Source organism: Marinobacter sp. UBA5687 (assembly GCF_002420325.1).
Taxonomy (GTDB): domain Bacteria; phylum Pseudomonadota; class Gammaproteobacteria; order Pseudomonadales; family Oleiphilaceae; genus Marinobacter; species Marinobacter nauticus.
This window is the reverse complement of sequence record NZ_DIHV01000124.1, coordinates 101,434-115,753: the sequence shown is the minus strand read 5'-3', so window position 1 is coordinate 115,753 and position 14,320 is coordinate 101,434. Positions and strand designations below refer to the sequence as shown.

General features: G+C 57.1%; 11 protein-coding genes and 1 pseudogene. 8 read left to right on the top strand and 4 right to left on the bottom strand.

The window, feature by feature from the left end; all coding sequences use genetic code 11:
• Positions 1-609: proton-conducting transporter membrane subunit (locus B3Y70_RS13765; protein ID WP_288589957.1), on the bottom strand; the 609-nt coding region annotated here is incomplete at its 3' end.
• 351 nt (positions 610-960) lie between these two features.
• Here B3Y70_RS13765 and B3Y70_RS13760 point away from each other — a divergent pair.
• Complete coding sequence (locus tag B3Y70_RS13760; RefSeq protein ID WP_286895593.1) at positions 961-3,015, top strand: NADPH-dependent 2,4-dienoyl-CoA reductase; 2,055 nt, start codon at positions 961-963, stop codon at positions 3,013-3,015.
• A 66-nt stretch (positions 3,016-3,081) separates the two neighbouring features.
• Here the strand turns inward: B3Y70_RS13760 and B3Y70_RS13755 are convergent, their stop codons facing one another.
• The gene (locus B3Y70_RS13755; RefSeq protein WP_011786291.1) at positions 3,082-3,246 is read right to left on the bottom strand and encodes a hypothetical protein; all 165 of its coding nucleotides are present in this window, start codon (positions 3,244-3,246) and stop codon (positions 3,082-3,084) included.
• Positions 3,247-3,386: 140 nt separating this feature from the next.
• Complete coding sequence (locus tag B3Y70_RS13750; RefSeq protein ID WP_273030445.1) at positions 3,387-4,379, bottom strand: GlxA family transcriptional regulator; 993 nt, start codon at positions 4,377-4,379, stop codon at positions 3,387-3,389.
• 290 nt (positions 4,380-4,669) lie between these two features.
• On the opposite strand from B3Y70_RS13750, the gene B3Y70_RS13745 reads away from it, so the two are divergent.
• The gene (locus B3Y70_RS13745; RefSeq protein WP_273030443.1) at positions 4,670-6,472 is read left to right on the top strand and encodes an acyl-CoA dehydrogenase; all 1,803 of its coding nucleotides are present in this window, start codon (positions 4,670-4,672) and stop codon (positions 6,470-6,472) included.
• Between the two features lie 276 nt (positions 6,473-6,748).
• Entirely contained in the window at positions 6,749-7,528 is a 780-nt protein-coding gene (locus B3Y70_RS13740; RefSeq protein WP_286895590.1) for a crotonase/enoyl-CoA hydratase family protein, read from the top strand.
• A gap of 239 nt (positions 7,529-7,767) precedes the next feature.
• On the opposite strand, the gene B3Y70_RS13735 is transcribed toward B3Y70_RS13740, so the two are convergent.
• Entirely contained in the window at positions 7,768-9,057 is a 1,290-nt protein-coding gene (locus tag B3Y70_RS13735; RefSeq protein WP_286895588.1) for an alkane 1-monooxygenase, read from the bottom strand.
• Between the two features lie 181 nt (positions 9,058-9,238).
• Between B3Y70_RS13735 and B3Y70_RS13730 the strand changes: the two genes are divergently transcribed.
• From B3Y70_RS13730 to B3Y70_RS13710, 5 genes and pseudogenes are all read left to right on the top strand, one after another.
• On the top strand, positions 9,239-9,490 hold the full coding sequence (locus B3Y70_RS13730; RefSeq protein WP_014422208.1) for a hypothetical protein: 252 nt from the start codon (positions 9,239-9,241) through the stop codon (positions 9,488-9,490).
• Positions 9,491-9,569: 79 nt separating this feature from the next.
• Positions 9,570-9,884, top strand: coding sequence for a hypothetical protein (locus tag B3Y70_RS13725; RefSeq protein ID WP_011786285.1), 315 nt, complete (start codon positions 9,570-9,572; stop codon positions 9,882-9,884).
• Between the two features lie 179 nt (positions 9,885-10,063).
• Positions 10,064-11,993, top strand: a pseudogene (locus B3Y70_RS13720) (PhoX family protein).
• 237 nt (positions 11,994-12,230) lie between these two features.
• The gene (locus B3Y70_RS13715; protein ID WP_286895584.1) at positions 12,231-13,871 is read left to right on the top strand and encodes a methyl-accepting chemotaxis protein; all 1,641 of its coding nucleotides are present in this window, start codon (positions 12,231-12,233) and stop codon (positions 13,869-13,871) included.
• A gap of 61 nt (positions 13,872-13,932) precedes the next feature.
• On the top strand, positions 13,933-14,301 hold the full coding sequence (locus B3Y70_RS13710) for a DUF4870 family protein (RefSeq protein WP_014422205.1): 369 nt from the start codon (positions 13,933-13,935) through the stop codon (positions 14,299-14,301).
• The last annotated feature ends 19 nt before the right edge of the window (positions 14,302-14,320 follow it).

Below are 14,320 nucleotides of genomic sequence, written 5' to 3'. Positions count from 1 at the left end.
GTGGGCTTTGATAACATCGCCGGCGGCCAGCACATCGTCCAGTTCAAAACTGCCGACAATGTTGCCGATGATCAGAATGCCCGCGAGCAACGCCAGCCCACCGCCACCGGTCACCGCCAGCGCCATGCGGGCGCCACGACGAGCGTCCTGTTTGTGGTTCCAGAAACTGATGAGCAGGAACGAGGTGAGACTGGTCAGTTCCCAGAAAATCATCATCAGCAAGAGATTGCTGGAGAGTACGATGCCCAGCATGGAGCCTTTGAAACAGAGCAGCAGCGCGTAAAACTTCCCGATATTCTCGGCCGGCTTCAGGTAATAGCGGGCATAGAGAATGATCAACACGCCAATAATCAGAATCAGCAGTGCGAACAGCAGAGACAGTCCATCGAGGCGGAAGCTGAAGGAAATGCCGATCGCCGGTAACCACTCCCAGGATTGCAGGACGGTGCCACCGTTGGCCAGTGTTTCCCAGTGCGGAAACAGGGCAGCCAGGGCAATAAGCGCCGGAACAGAAGAGGCAATCGCAATTGCTGTTCGCCCTCCAAGGGCAAACAGCGGGGCAGCTATAGCCCCCAGAAATGGCAGAAATACAACCAGCGGTAGCGACATCGCAACCTCGTTATCGGTGTTCTTTTACATGAGTACCAAAGGCGTGTTTGCCTGAGTCTAGTCTCCTACCAGCCACCGTGCACGATGAGCATCGGGATCGGGTCGGCATGGATCGGGTGGATTCAGCAGGAAACAGGCGGGTCCGGGAAATACGGAAGGCGTCCCCGATGCCGCGCGATGTCAGCGGTAACGGGTGGGCGGGTGATTCTAATGCAGCCGAAGGACCTTGCGCTCATGGTTGCTCCGTCAGTCAAACTTGAAATGCGATGATACGTGGCCCGTCGGTCAGGTCAAGTCAACTTGCCATTGATCAAGTGTATACTCCCGATAAATAGTCGATGAGAGTGCGCCATGAACAACGCCTATCCCAACCTTCTGAAACCGCTTGATCTGGGGTTCACTGAGCTCAAGAACCGGGTGCTGATGGGGTCGATGCATACCGGCCTCGAAGACCGTTTCTGGAACATCCACAAGTTCGCCCGGTATTTTGCCGAACGGGCGGAAGGTGGCGTCGGGCTCATGGTAACCGGTGGCTTTTCCCCCAACCTGGTGGGGCAGCTGGCCCCGCTGGCGTCTACGATGAATAACCGTGCGACTGCTTTGCTGCATCGTCATGTGACCGGGGCCGTGCATGAAGCGGGCGGAAAAATCTGCCTGCAATTGCTTCACGCCGGTCGTTATGGTTATCAGCCGCTGATTGTGTCGGCCTCGGCCACCAAGGCACCGATCAGTCCGTTCAAGGCCAGAGCCCTCTCGACAAAAGGTGTGGAACGGCAGATCAATGACTTCGTGAATGCCGCCAAGCTGGCTAAATTCGCCGGCTATGACGGCGTTGAGGTGATGGGCTCCGAAGGTTATTTTATCAACCAGTTTCTGTGTGAGCGCACCAACAAGCGAACCGACAAGTGGGGTGGTCCCTACGAAAACCGAATGCGCTTGCCGGTGGAGATCGTTCGCCGCATGCGTGAGGCGGTGGGGCCGGAATTCATCATTATCTACCGCCTGTCCATGCTGGATCTGGTGGAAGGTGGTCAGACCTGGGATCAGATCGTCACTCTGGGCAAGGCCATCGAGAAAGCCGGGGCAACCATCATCAACACCGGTATTGGCTGGCACGAGGCTCGTGTTCCCACCATCGTGACCTCGGTACCCCGTGGTGGCTTTGCCGATGTGACGGCCAAGTTCTATGGCGAGGTGGACATTCCGGTGTGTACCACCAACCGCATCAACACCCCTGAAAAAGGCGAGGAAATCCTTGCTGCCGGAAAAGCTGATATGGTGTCCATGGCCCGCCCGCTGCTGGCAGACAGCGAGTTTGTCCGTAAGGCGGAACAGGGGCGCGGCGACGAGATCAACACCTGCATCGCCTGCAACCAGGCATGTCTGGACCATGTGTTCCAGGCCAAGCGCGCCTCCTGTCTGGTAAACCCGCGCGCCTGCCGCGAGACCGAACTGGTGCTCACGGTTGCGCCTGTGGTTCGACGCGTAGCAGTGGTTGGCGCCGGGCCCGCTGGATTGGCGGCAGCCACCACGGCAGCAAAACGGGGGCATCAAGTGACCCTGTTTGAAGCCGACGACAAGATTGGCGGCCAGTTCAATTACGCCAAACGCATCCCGGGCAAGGAAGAGTTCTATGAAACCCTGCGCTATTTCCAGCGTCAGATTGATCTGCTGGACATCGACCTGCGGCTCGAAACTCGCGTTGAGGCCAAAGACCTGATCGAACAGGGCTTTGACGACGTGATCATCGCCACCGGCGTCAAACCACGAACACCGAAGATTGAAGGCATCGACCACCCGAAAGTGCTTGGGTACCTGGATGTACTGCGCCACAACAAACCGGTGGGCAAGTCAGTTGCTGTGATCGGGGCGGGTGGTATCGGTTTTGATGTCAGTGAATTCCTGACTCACGACTTTGACAAACACCCGGAAGGCGAACAGGTGAGTGTGGCTGAATGGCAGGCGGAATGGGGGGTGAATCCCACGTTTGAGGGCCCCGGCGGCCTGGCTGAACGGGCGCAGACCCCATCGCCCCGCAAGATCTATCTGATGCAGCGTAAAACCGGCAAAGTCGGCGGCGGCCTGGGCAAAACCTCAGGCTGGGTGCACCGAAGCAGCCTCAAGCATCGCGACGTCGAAATGCTCCGGGGTTGCCGTTACGATCGAATCGACGATCAGGGCCTGCACATTACCCTGACCGACAAGGACGGAAAGACCGGTGAAACCAGAGTTCTGGCCGTGGACAACGTCATCATCTGCGCGGGACAGGAAAGCTATCGGGAACTGTTCGACCAGCTTGCTGATAAAGGCGTGAAAGCGCACCTCATTGGCGGTGCTGATGTGGCGGAAGAGCTGGATGCCAAGCGGGCCATCCGTCAGGGAACCGAAATTGCGGCAGCCATCTAAAAAGTGACCTGCTACGTCATCAGTTGACCGGAATTGGCGTTCGATAGCTGTTGTCTGGATAAATGGCTATCGAACGGTTTTCAGGGCATTGGAAATCGCCTCTGCTTCGGCTTCCAATACCTGGCAGCGCAGGCTGTTACCCTGCTGACTGGCCTGCGCGAGCTGCTTGCGCTTCATATCGTACAGCCGGTTAAGTACATCGGCCCGGCTCTGCTTCAACGGTGCGTTCATAGAAACGACCTCCCCCGAAGGGTTAAAACTGTCAAGATTATTTACGTACGGCGGCAAAAAAACGCCTACAAGACAGTTTGATGCATAACCCGCGCCACAGAAACGCTACCAAAGACTGAATTGTGACCTGTAACACCATACTATCGGCCGAATTTCGCCCGATAGGCGCCCGGTGAAAGCTTCGTATGCCGACGAAACAGCCGGCTGAACGAACTCACATCCTCGTACCCGACCGCCCGGGTGACCGACTCAAGCCCTTCCGTTGTGGATTCGAGTAGCCGGCGAGCTTCCTCCACCCGAAGCAGCTGCAGATAGGTGGACGGTGAATCCCCCGTCGCCTGCCGGAACCGACGTAACAGCGACCTTTCGGACAACCCGGCGAAGCTGGAAAGCTCTGGCAATGAAACCGGCTCTCTGAAATGCGCCTCCAGCCAATCCTGAACCTGGTGAATCACCTTGTCTGAATGGTATCGCTTGGCCTGCAGCACGCTATATGGCGCCTGGCTCGTGCGCCCGGCGTCAATCACAAACGCCTTCGCCAACTCCCGGGCCACCTGCGCACCTGCCAGCCGCTCCACCAGATACACCCCCAAATCCCACCAGGCCATACCACCCCCTGCGCACGCCACAGGGCCATCAACCGTGACCAGCTTGTCGGCATGGAGATTTACAGCCGGAAATTGCCGCCTGAACTGATCGCCAAACCCCCAATGCGTGGTGGCCTCCCGGCCATCCAGTAACCCCGCCGCCGCCAACAAAAACGACCCGGTACAATTACTGGCCACCCGAACATCGCCGGGCGTTGCATCCTGAAACTGAGAAAGCCACTGAATCAACGGACTGTTGGTTTGCAGAGCTTCATCAATAGGTGCACCAATGGTCGGAATAATCAGCAGGTCATCGGCACCCAGTTCGTCAACATCCTGCCAGGAACCATCCGCAAGCAAGGTCACGCCATTGATGCATCGGCAGGGCTCGCCATCCTCGGTCAGCAGACGGGTTCTGAACCATGCCGTCGGCTGCTCGCCATGAATTCGGGCCCAGGTCACTCCGGCCAGGCGAAACAGGTCGATCATACCGGTGATGGCGCTGGCCAGAGCTCCGTTAAAGCCGATGATAGTGACGGTTTTCACTGGGAAAATTCCTGTTTTCTGGCTTGTGGCGTTGCATGAACTGGCATGACGGCATTCTCTAAATCAGGCCGCTGGCATGGGGATTCTCTTCCGGGAGTGTGCGCAGCAGGGAAGCTGCGCTCAAGCCCTCAGGGATGGGTTCACGGCGTCTCCCGGAAGAGAATCCCCATGGCAGTGGCCGTCTTGCTAACGCAAAGGTTGGCGGAATCAGCCAAGAATAAGTCAGAAATGACAATTCCAACAACCATAGCCGTTATGAGACGCTATGGCCAATCAACAGGAGACCAAGAATGACCGACACCCTGATAGACCGCCGCGACCTCGCATTCCAACTCTACGAGGTGATGGACACCGAATCTCTCATCCAGCGCGAACGCTTCAGCGAACACAGCAAAGAAACCTTCGATGCCGTCATCGAAACCGCCGACAAAATGGCGAAAGAAAAATTCGCCAACCACAACAGTGCTGCCGACAAAGACGAACCCAAATTCGTCAACGGCCAGGTAGAAATGCTCCCGGACGTCAAACAGGCCTTCGATGCCTACGCCGAAGCCGGCTTCCTCGCTGGCCGATACGACTACGACCTCGGCGGCATGCAATTGCCGGAATCCGTCATGGCGGCCTGCAACGGCTTCTTTACCGCCGCCAATCCCGGCACCGCTGGCTACCCGTTTCTGACCACCGCCGCCGCCAACCTGATTCGTGTATTCGGCAACGACGAACAGAAAACCAAGTTCCTGCCCAACATGCTCAGTGGTCGCTACAGCGGCACCATGGCCCTGACCGAGCCCCACGCCGGCTCAAGCCTGGCGGACATCCGCACCTCCGCTACGCCCACTGACGACGGTCACTACCAGATCAAAGGTGCCAAGATCTACATCTCCGGCGGTGAACAGAGCATCACCGAAAACATCGTTCACATGGTGCTTGCGAAAATCAAAGGCGCACCGGCGGGCGTAAAAGGCATCTCCCTGTTCATCGTCCCGAAATTCCATGTGGACGAGAACGGCAACCCAGGCGACCACAACGGCGTCAGCCTCGCCGGCCTGATCCACAAACTCGGCTATCGCGGCACTACCAGTACCGCCCTGAGCTTCGGCGATGATGCCCACTGCCACGGCTACCTGGTAGGTGAACCCCATCAGGGCCTGAAGTACATGTTCCAGATGATGAACGAAGCCCGCATCGGCGTTGGCTTTGGCGCCGCGGTGATTGGCTATCGGGGCTACATGCACAGCCTGGAATACGCCAAGGACCGCCTGCAGGGTCGTAAAGCCAGCGAAAAGAATCCGGAAAGCCCGCAAGTACCCATCATCGACCACGCGGACGTACGCCGCATGCTGCTGGCCCAGAAAGCCTACAGCGAAGGCGGCCTGGCGCTCTGCCTCTACGGCGCTCGCCTGATGGATGATCAGCACACCCACCCGGATGACCAGAAACGAATGGAAGCCGGCAAGCTGCTGGATTTGCTTACCCCGGTGATTAAAGCCTGGCCCTCGGAATACGGTCCGAAAGCCAACGACCTGGCGATCCAGGTCTACGGCGGCGCCGGTTACACCCGTGAATACCCGGTAGAACAATGCTGGCGCGACAACCGCCTGAACCCGATTCACGAAGGCACCAACGGCATCCAGGCCCTGGACCTGCTGGGCCGCAAAATCTGGCAGGACCAAAGCCACGGCCTGCAATTACTGATGCAGGAAATGCAGGCTGACCTGCAAGCGGCCACCACCGAGCGCTGCCAGCAGTGGGCGTTGTCCCTCAGCGAAACCCTGCAGCAGGCAGTAAAAGTCACTCAGAGTCTGGGCAAATCCCTGATGGGCGGCGAAGTCGACAAAACCCTGGCCAATGCCAGCTGCTACCTTCACCTGTTCGGCCACATCATCGTCGCCTGGATGTGGTTGCGGCAGGCTAATGCGTCAGCTAACGCTCTGGCCTCTGCCAACAGCGACAGCGAACGCAACTTCTACCAGGGCAAACTGCAGGCCGCCCAGTACTTCTTCCACTGGGAATTGCCCACCGTGGCTCAGGATCTGGTGCTGCTGCGGAATCAGGATGATACGTGCCTGAATATGAAGGCCGATTGGTTCTAGTTTTGGTGCTCTTTGTATCACTAGCCTGCGAGTATTGGGGATAGTGCGATCGGCTGGGCGCCCTTTCAGGGACACGCTACGAGCACGTCCATGTGCGCTCGACTGTGGCCATCCATGGCCACAGACGGTCCCTGAAAGGGCGCCCAGCCGCTCACACCCAGACAATGGTGCGGTTCGCTAGCCAGTGATGCGGAATTCGAAAAAATTTGAGCTCTATTTCTAAGCCTGCCGCCACCAAAACACCCAGGCTAGGTTCCCAAAGTCGAGGACAAACATATGTCACTGGTAAACATAGAAAAACAGGGCCACATCCTGAAGATCGGCCTGAACCGCCCGGAAAAAATGAACGCCATGAACCGGGCCATGTACCACGAAATCGCTGCTGCCTATTACCAGCTCCAGAACGATCCGGAGCTGCGCGTGGCAGTGATGTACGCTGAAGGTGACCACTTCACCAGCGGCCTGCAACTGGATGACTGGGCCGGCGTGTTCGCCAACGGTAAAGGCATTGAACCCGGCGAAGGCGAACTCGACCCCTTTGACATTACCGGCGATAGCCTCACCAAACCCGTGGTATTCGCCACCCAGGGCATCTGCTTCACCTGTGGCGTCGAGATGATGCTCAACACCGACATCCGCGTGGCTGCGAAAGGCACCCGCTTCGCTCAGTTGGAAGTGAAACGTGGCATCTTCGCCTGCGGTGGCGCCACCATTCGCCTGCAGCGGGAAATCGGTTGGGGCAACGCCCAGCGCTACCTGCTCACCGGCGATGAATGGACCGCGGACCAGGCTTACCAGTGGGGCCTGATTCAGGAACTGGTGGAACCCGGCGAACAGCTCAACAAAGCCATGGAAATCGCCGAAAAGATTGCCAAAGCCGCACCTCTGGGCGTTCAGGGCAGCCTGAAATCGTCCAAGATTGCCGTGTCCGAAGGCCAGGAAGCGGCCAAGGAACGTCTGTTCCCGGAACTACGCCCGGTCATGGCCAGCGAAGATGTCAAAGAAGGAATCCAGTCATTCCTGGAGAGAAGAGAGGCGGTGTTCAAAGGCAAGTAGCAGGATTGCCTTGTTAATCGAGATTTAGTCCTTAGCGAATCGTCGAATCAGCGACTATCCCACGGAAGCGAAAGCGACGGGTTGGGGCCACCCTTCCGGGAGTGTGCGCAGCAGGGATGCTGCGCTCAAGCCCCCATGGATGGGTTCATGGCGTCTCCCGGAAGGGTGGCCCCAACCCGCAGCCGGCACCATAACCGACAGGCTAGGGCCAGCAATCAAGCCAATAAATCAGTCAGATCTCAGGCAGCTTCAGACTCAGCCCCCCGAGCCGCAGCCTCCGCCGCCACTTTCGCAGCGTAATCCGCATACTTGGCCATCAACTCCTCCTTGCGATCAGGGTCCCAGTTGATCTTCGACAGATCCCCTTCATAGTGGTCAATCACCCGCTTATCCATCGTCTCGTACCACCACTGGGGCAGGTAGGCCGGCAACAACATCGATGCGTACCCTCCTGGCAATTGCGGCGCCTTCTCAAAATGGCGCAAGGCCTGGAAACTCCGGGTCGGATGGGCGTGGTGGTCAGAATGCCGTTGCAACTGATACAGGAACAGGTTGGTCACAATGTGATTGCTGTTCCAACTGTGCTCCGGCTTCGTGCGCTCATACTTGCCATTCTTGTCCTTCTGCCGCAACAGACCATAGTGCTCGATGTAATTCACACTCTCCAACAGACTCGCGCCATAAACCGCCTGCGCTGCCAGGAACGGCACCGCCCTTGGGCCACAGACCAGCGTCGTGGCGCCAAAGAACCCGGCCGTCATGGCCCAACCCTGTAGCAGTTCGTTATCAAAACTCCAGAAGCTCTTACCCTTGCGTTCCAGCCGAGCCTTTTCGATCTTGACCGACGACTTGATGCCGCCGAACACGGTTCGGGGCAGGAACTTCCAGAAACTCTCGCCCATTCGGCTGCTGGCGGGGTCCTCCGGTGTGGCTACCCGCTTGTGATGACCAAAATTATGTTCCACCACAAAGTGGGTGTAGGCGGTGGGAGCCAAGGCGGCCATGGCCATCAGTTTGTTCAGTTTATTGGACTTATGGCCCAGTTCATGGGCGGTGTTGATGCCTACCCCGTTGATGGCGCCTACGGTCAGGGTCAGGCCGATCTTGTCCTCGAGTGGTGTGTTTTTCCGGCTGGCCAGCCAGGCGCCCATGAAGGTCATGGCGTACTGGGTGGGGATAAACGCCTTCACAATACGGTCGTAATACTTGTCCTGCTCCAGGGTCTTTACCGCCGATTCAGGAGGATTGCTCTTGTCTTCACCGATCGCCCGGTCCAGCGCCGGAATAATGCCGTGCACCAGTGCTGGCCCGGTCCAGGCCAGAGCCTTCAGTCGTTTCGGGGCCAGGGCGTAGCCAGTCAGAGCGGCAAGGCCAATGCCTGGAAGCGCAGGCCCCAACAGCCACATATAGCGCTTGGGATCTTTCCAGGTCTCGGCCTTGGTGGCGGTGTCTTTTGAATCCGGTGCCCCGGTTTTCCGGGGCGCGGCGACCTGGTGCGTGTCGAGCGAGGATTTTACTTTGGCGTTCATATGGGCTCTCCGTGGAACTCGTTGTGTTTGTTTGTTCAATTTATGTCGGACAATCTGGCAATACAACAAGTAAGAGAGTCTGGTTAAGCGAACTGGCCTCTAATGACAATCAGGCTCCAGCTGGCGAATCCAGAGCTTGTGGTCCAGACTTTTGGAAACAAAAAAAACAGGGAAGCGTCGAATGAGTGCCATAAATCCATCTCCGGCCACTATGTCCTGGACGTTGCAGCACCGGCTCCAGGAATACGCGCGCGCCATGAAGCTGGCAGAAATCATCTATCAGGACCCGAATGGGCAGGTCTGCGTGGTTCACGGCGTTATCCGGGAAGTGCTTAGCCGGGCCGGGCGGGATTTCGTGGTGCTGGGAAAAGGACAGGTGGTCTCAGCGGACCACATCATCATGATCGACGGTGAGCGGTTAACGAAAGGGTAATCGCCCGGTAATTGCTATTGACCGCGGGCTGCCTCTACTCTGTTGGCGTTGTACACATATACCGACAGAGGGACATGTTATGAACAAGTTTACCTTGAGCGCACTCGCACTGGTTGCCACGCTTGGACTTTCTGCCTGCAGCTCCGAGAGCGATGAAGGCGCGGATTTTGAAGAAGCGGGTGAAAATGCCGAGGAAATGATGGACGACGCCGCTAACGCCACCGAAGAAACCTGGGAAGAAGCCACGGGTCAGGATGAAGGCGTGATTGGTGAAATGCAGGAAGGTGCCGAAAACGCCGGCGACGAGATTGAAGAAGCCGCGGATGAAGCGGGTGACTCCATGGAAGAAGCAGCGGACTCCATGGAAGAAGGCTACGACGAAATGACTCAGTGATCAGCTGAGTTGCATCGCGCGGTTGCGGGGCCTTTTGGCCCCGTTTCTGTTTCTGCCTTACCGGTTGTCATCGAACGTTCAACATTCTGACTTAAATCTGTTTACGTCCTGTCACATTACTTGCCGACACTTGCCTCTCGAAATAAAGGACTTGTCCACCAATCCGAGAGAGGCAAACCATGGCCAAGCACGATCTTGATCCCAATTACCTGGACCCGAACTACGAGCCAGTCGTCAATCATTCCGAAAACACCCCGTTCCATCAGGTACTGTCTGCCAGAATGCAGCGTCGTACCGTCATGAAAGGTAGCGTAGGCGCCGCTCTGGCCAGCGTTATGGGGTTGGGGCTTGCCGGTTGTGGCAGTGACAGTGATAGTGACAACGATGGCGGTACTACCGGTGGAAACACATCCAGCACTGAACTGGGTTTCAAGGCTGTCCCTACTTCAACCGCGAATCAGGTCGTTGTTCCCGAGGGATACTCCTCTGAAGCGTTTCTTCCCTGGGGCACGCCAATTACCGGGTCTTACCCGGCCTATAAGCCGGATGGCACCAATACCGGAGAAGAGCAAGAGCAGCAAATGGGCATGCATCATGACGGCGTGCACTTTTTCCCGATTGATCTGAAAGCCGGTGGTAACAGCTCCAGCGAAGGTCTGTTGGTGATGAACCATGAGTACATCAATCAAGGCGCTTTGCATGCCAACGGGGCTACCTACATCAACGGTATGCGTCCGGCCGATGAAGTGCGCAAGGAAATCGCCGCGCACGGTGTGTCTGTGGTTCATATCAAACGCGACAACAACGGCAAGTGGGATATTGTTTTCGGGAGTCCGTTTAATCGCCGGGTTACGGGTAATACCGAAATGGATATCCGTGGTCCGGTGCGTGGTTACGACAAACTGGTCACCAAATACAGTCCGGATGCAACGGAAACCCGCGGTACTCTGAACAACTGCGCGATGGGCCCGACGCCGTGGGGAACTTACCTTGCGGCTGAGGAAAACTGGCACGGGTACTTCGCTAATAGCGATGCAACGCAGCCCCGGGAGCAGACCCGCCATGGCGTCGGCGGCGGATGATTACCGGAATGAGGCCAATACCTACGGTTTCATGGTGGAAATTGACCCGTTTACTCCAGAGAGCAAACCACAGAAGCGAACCGCGCTGGGCCGCTTTGGTCACGAGGGTGTGATTTTTGCGCCGGTTAAGGAAGGTGAGCCGGTCGTATGTTATTCCGGTGATGATTCCCGTTTCGAGTACATCTACAAATTTGTCTCCTCGAAGCCCTATTACGCTGCAACGGCCGGCGGCTACCTCCTGGACGAGGGCACGCTCTACGTGGCTCGCTTTAATGACGATGGCTCGGGGAACTGGCTGGCGCTGGATCTGAACGATGCGGATTTTGCTGCCAAAGTGGCTGCGGCCCAGGGCGAAATGGTTGGCAACGTTCAGTTTGACGGTTTTGAGAATCAGGCTGATGTTTTGTTGAACACTCGCCTGGCTGCCGACATCGCAGGTGCGACCCCGATGGATCGCCCGGAGTGGGGGGCTGTAGATCCGAATTCCGGTCAGGTTTACTTTACGCTGACCAATAACTCCCGCCGGACGGAGGAGCAGGTTAACGCGGCAAATCCGAATGCCAACAACCGGACCGGTCATATTATTCGCTGGAGCGAAGACGGCAACGACCACACTGCGACCAGCTTTGACTGGGATATCTTCGTGTTCGCCGGTGAGCAGGGCACGGAAACCGTGGTTGACGACCAGGTTATCGTATCTCTGACTGATGACAACATCTTCAACAGTCCGGATGGCCTCTGGTTCGATTATAACGGCCGCCTCTGGATTCAGACCGACGGCTCCGATGCAGCACCTTATCAGAACAACATGATGCTGGCGGCCAACCCGGAAACCCGCGAGATCAAGCGTTTCTTCGTTGGGCCGGTTGGCTGTGAGGTTACAGGCGTTGTCTCCACACCGGATGTGAAGACCATGTTCGTCAATATCCAGCACCCGGAAGCAAACTGGCCGGATGCCAACGATCCGCGTCCGCGTGATGCAACGGTTATCGTTACCCGCGATGACAGCGGCGTTATCGGTGCCTGATCAGCCATAACGGTTGTCAGGCGCTGCCAAAAAGCCCGGGCGGACTCGTTCCGCCCGGGCTTTTCTCTTCTGTATTTCAGATTTCCTTCCAGATGCCGATAAACTCCTTGGGCCCTGCAATAGTGGTATCTTTAATCCACTAAAGTAGCAGTTATTAACTCATATCATTTCTTTACTCTCCGGGATGGCCTGCAATAACAACATGCTTGCGTTAGCAATGATAAAGATGAGGGCACCATGGGTTTACTCGATCGCACTGCAATTTTATGGGGGGTGGGCATTGCTGTTGCGCTCGGTATTGCCTGCATTCTGGTGGCTCCGTTGATGGGGCTCGATGCCGCCTCTCTGTTAATCGGGCTCCTTGTGGGCCTTGCTGCTGCGGCTTGCTATCTGGTTTTACGGGTGCTTGAACCAATAGAGCGTGGAATCAACGACCTGAATGATGGCTCCCTGGCTGACAATCATCCCTTGCGGGCTCAGTGTGCGCACCTTCTGGCGGATGCCCGTGTGGGCAAGGCCCTGGTTGAAACCCTCTCGGCCAGTGCCGACAAGAATGCCATCTCGGCCGCCGAAGTCTCGTTTGCGGCGGATCAGGTGAAGCAGCGCCTGGACCGACAGGTTGAAGAAACCGCTCAGATGGCCGACTACGCCGGCCAGATCACGGAATCGGTTCGGGAATCATCGGAACAGGCCACCAACGCCGCCACCATGGCATTGCAGAATCGCGAAGTCAGCGTGGAGGGGCGTCAGTCATTGGTGTCGGCCATTGAAAATGTGCGCTTGGTGCATCAACAGTCGGAAGAGAACCTCAGGTTGATTCAGGCCCTGCACGAAAAATCCGGCAAGATCCAGGGCGTGACGTCCACCATTCAGGGTATCGCCGAGCAGACTAATCTTTTGGCACTGAATGCCGCCATTGAGGCGGCCCGCGCCGGTGAACAGGGCCGCGGGTTTGCGGTGGTGGCTGATGAAGTCCGGCAGTTGGCCGGGCGCACTGCCCAGGCCACCAGTGAAGTGGCAGACACCCTCGACGAAATCCAGAATGACACAACCAAGATTGTGTCCCGCATTGAATCTCTGGCGAAAACCGTGGAAGACGGGCTGGCATCTGTAGAGAGCGTTGGCGGCCAGCTGGATCAGATTCGGGATCAATCCGACCGGGTTCAGCAGCAGGTTGCCCGTATTGCCGAGATCGACCAGAACAACGAGCAGAGTCTGGCCCAGGTGTTTTCGGCTATTGAGTCTGTCCGTGACCATATATCCGAAAGTGATACCAGTGTGGCATCGCTGGCGGACCAGGCTTCCACGTTGATGGAGCTGGCGGAGAAGGCGAATGCTGCCTTTGCGCTGAACAGCAGCGAAAGCTACCACCGGCCGTTTTATGAGAAAGCACTGGAAGGGGCGCAGCAGATTGGCCAGTTGTTTGAGGCGGCAATTCGAGAGGGCCGTTTGAGTGAAGCGGCGCTGTTTGACAAGAAGCGAACACCGATTGCCAACACCCAGCCCCAACAGTATTCCAGCAGCTTCGATCGGTTTACTGACCAGATGTTTCCGGCAATACAGGAGCCCATCAAGAAATCCCATGAGGCCATGGTGTTCTCCATCGCCTGCGCGCCGGACGGTTATGTGCCTACCCATAACAAGGATTTTGCCCACCCGCCGAGTGGTAATCCGGAAGTGGACCTGGTGAAAAGCCGCAGCAAGCGACTGTTCAATGACCGCACTGGCATACGCTGTGGGAGTCATACCGAAAGTATGCTGCTCCAGACCTATCGCCGGGACACCGGTGAGATCATGCACGACCTGTCGGTGCCCATCTATGTGAACGGTAAGCACTGGGGCGGTTTCCGGGTTGGGTATCGGCCGGCGGGGAATTGATCGCACTGGGCTCCAGCCAAGGCTGTGATAGACTGCCAGGGACGTAACAAGGAGAACACCTGTGTCCGAAACCGAGTATATCCCCGCAAAACCTGACGGTCAGCAATCACAGGAGCCCAGCTCTGCGAGGAATCTGGCGGTGGTGGTTTACATCCTGCAGGCGTTGTCTTTTTTCCTGGGGGGGCTGACGGCACTGGTGGGCGTGATCATCAACTACGTCAAACTGGATGATGTCCGTGGTACCTGGATAGAGCCCCATTTCCGCTGGCAGATCCGCACCTTCTGGATTGGTTTGCTGTGGACAGTCATTGGGGTGATTACCACCATGCTGATCGTGGGCTGGTTTATTCTGCTGGGTATTGCGATCTGGGTGATCTACCGAATTGTCAAAGGCGCCCTGGCCCTGAACGATGGCAAGACCCCGATGTAACGGGGTCTTGATGGCTCAG

Bases quoted from the DNA above. Each gene is read 5' to 3' on its own strand.
- B3Y70_RS13760 (WP_286895593.1), top strand. From the start codon at position 961: ATGAACAACGCCTATCCCAACCTTCTGAAACCGCTTGATCTGGGGTTC.
- B3Y70_RS13755 (WP_011786291.1), bottom strand. From the start codon at position 3,246: ATGAACGCACCGTTGAAGCAGAGCCGGGCCGATGTACTTAACCGGCTG.
- B3Y70_RS13745 (WP_273030443.1), top strand. From the start codon at position 4,670: ATGACCGACACCCTGATAGACCGCCGCGACCTCGCATTCCAACTCTAC.
- B3Y70_RS13740 (WP_286895590.1), top strand. From the start codon at position 6,749: ATGTCACTGGTAAACATAGAAAAACAGGGCCACATCCTGAAGATCGGC.
- B3Y70_RS13735 (WP_286895588.1), bottom strand. From the start codon at position 9,057: ATGAACGCCAAAGTAAAATCCTCGCTCGACACGCACCAGGTCGCCGCG.
- B3Y70_RS13730 (WP_014422208.1), top strand. From the start codon at position 9,239: ATGAGTGCCATAAATCCATCTCCGGCCACTATGTCCTGGACGTTGCAG.
- B3Y70_RS13725 (WP_011786285.1), top strand. From the start codon at position 9,570: ATGAACAAGTTTACCTTGAGCGCACTCGCACTGGTTGCCACGCTTGGA.
- B3Y70_RS13715 (WP_286895584.1), top strand. From the start codon at position 12,231: ATGGGTTTACTCGATCGCACTGCAATTTTATGGGGGGTGGGCATTGCT.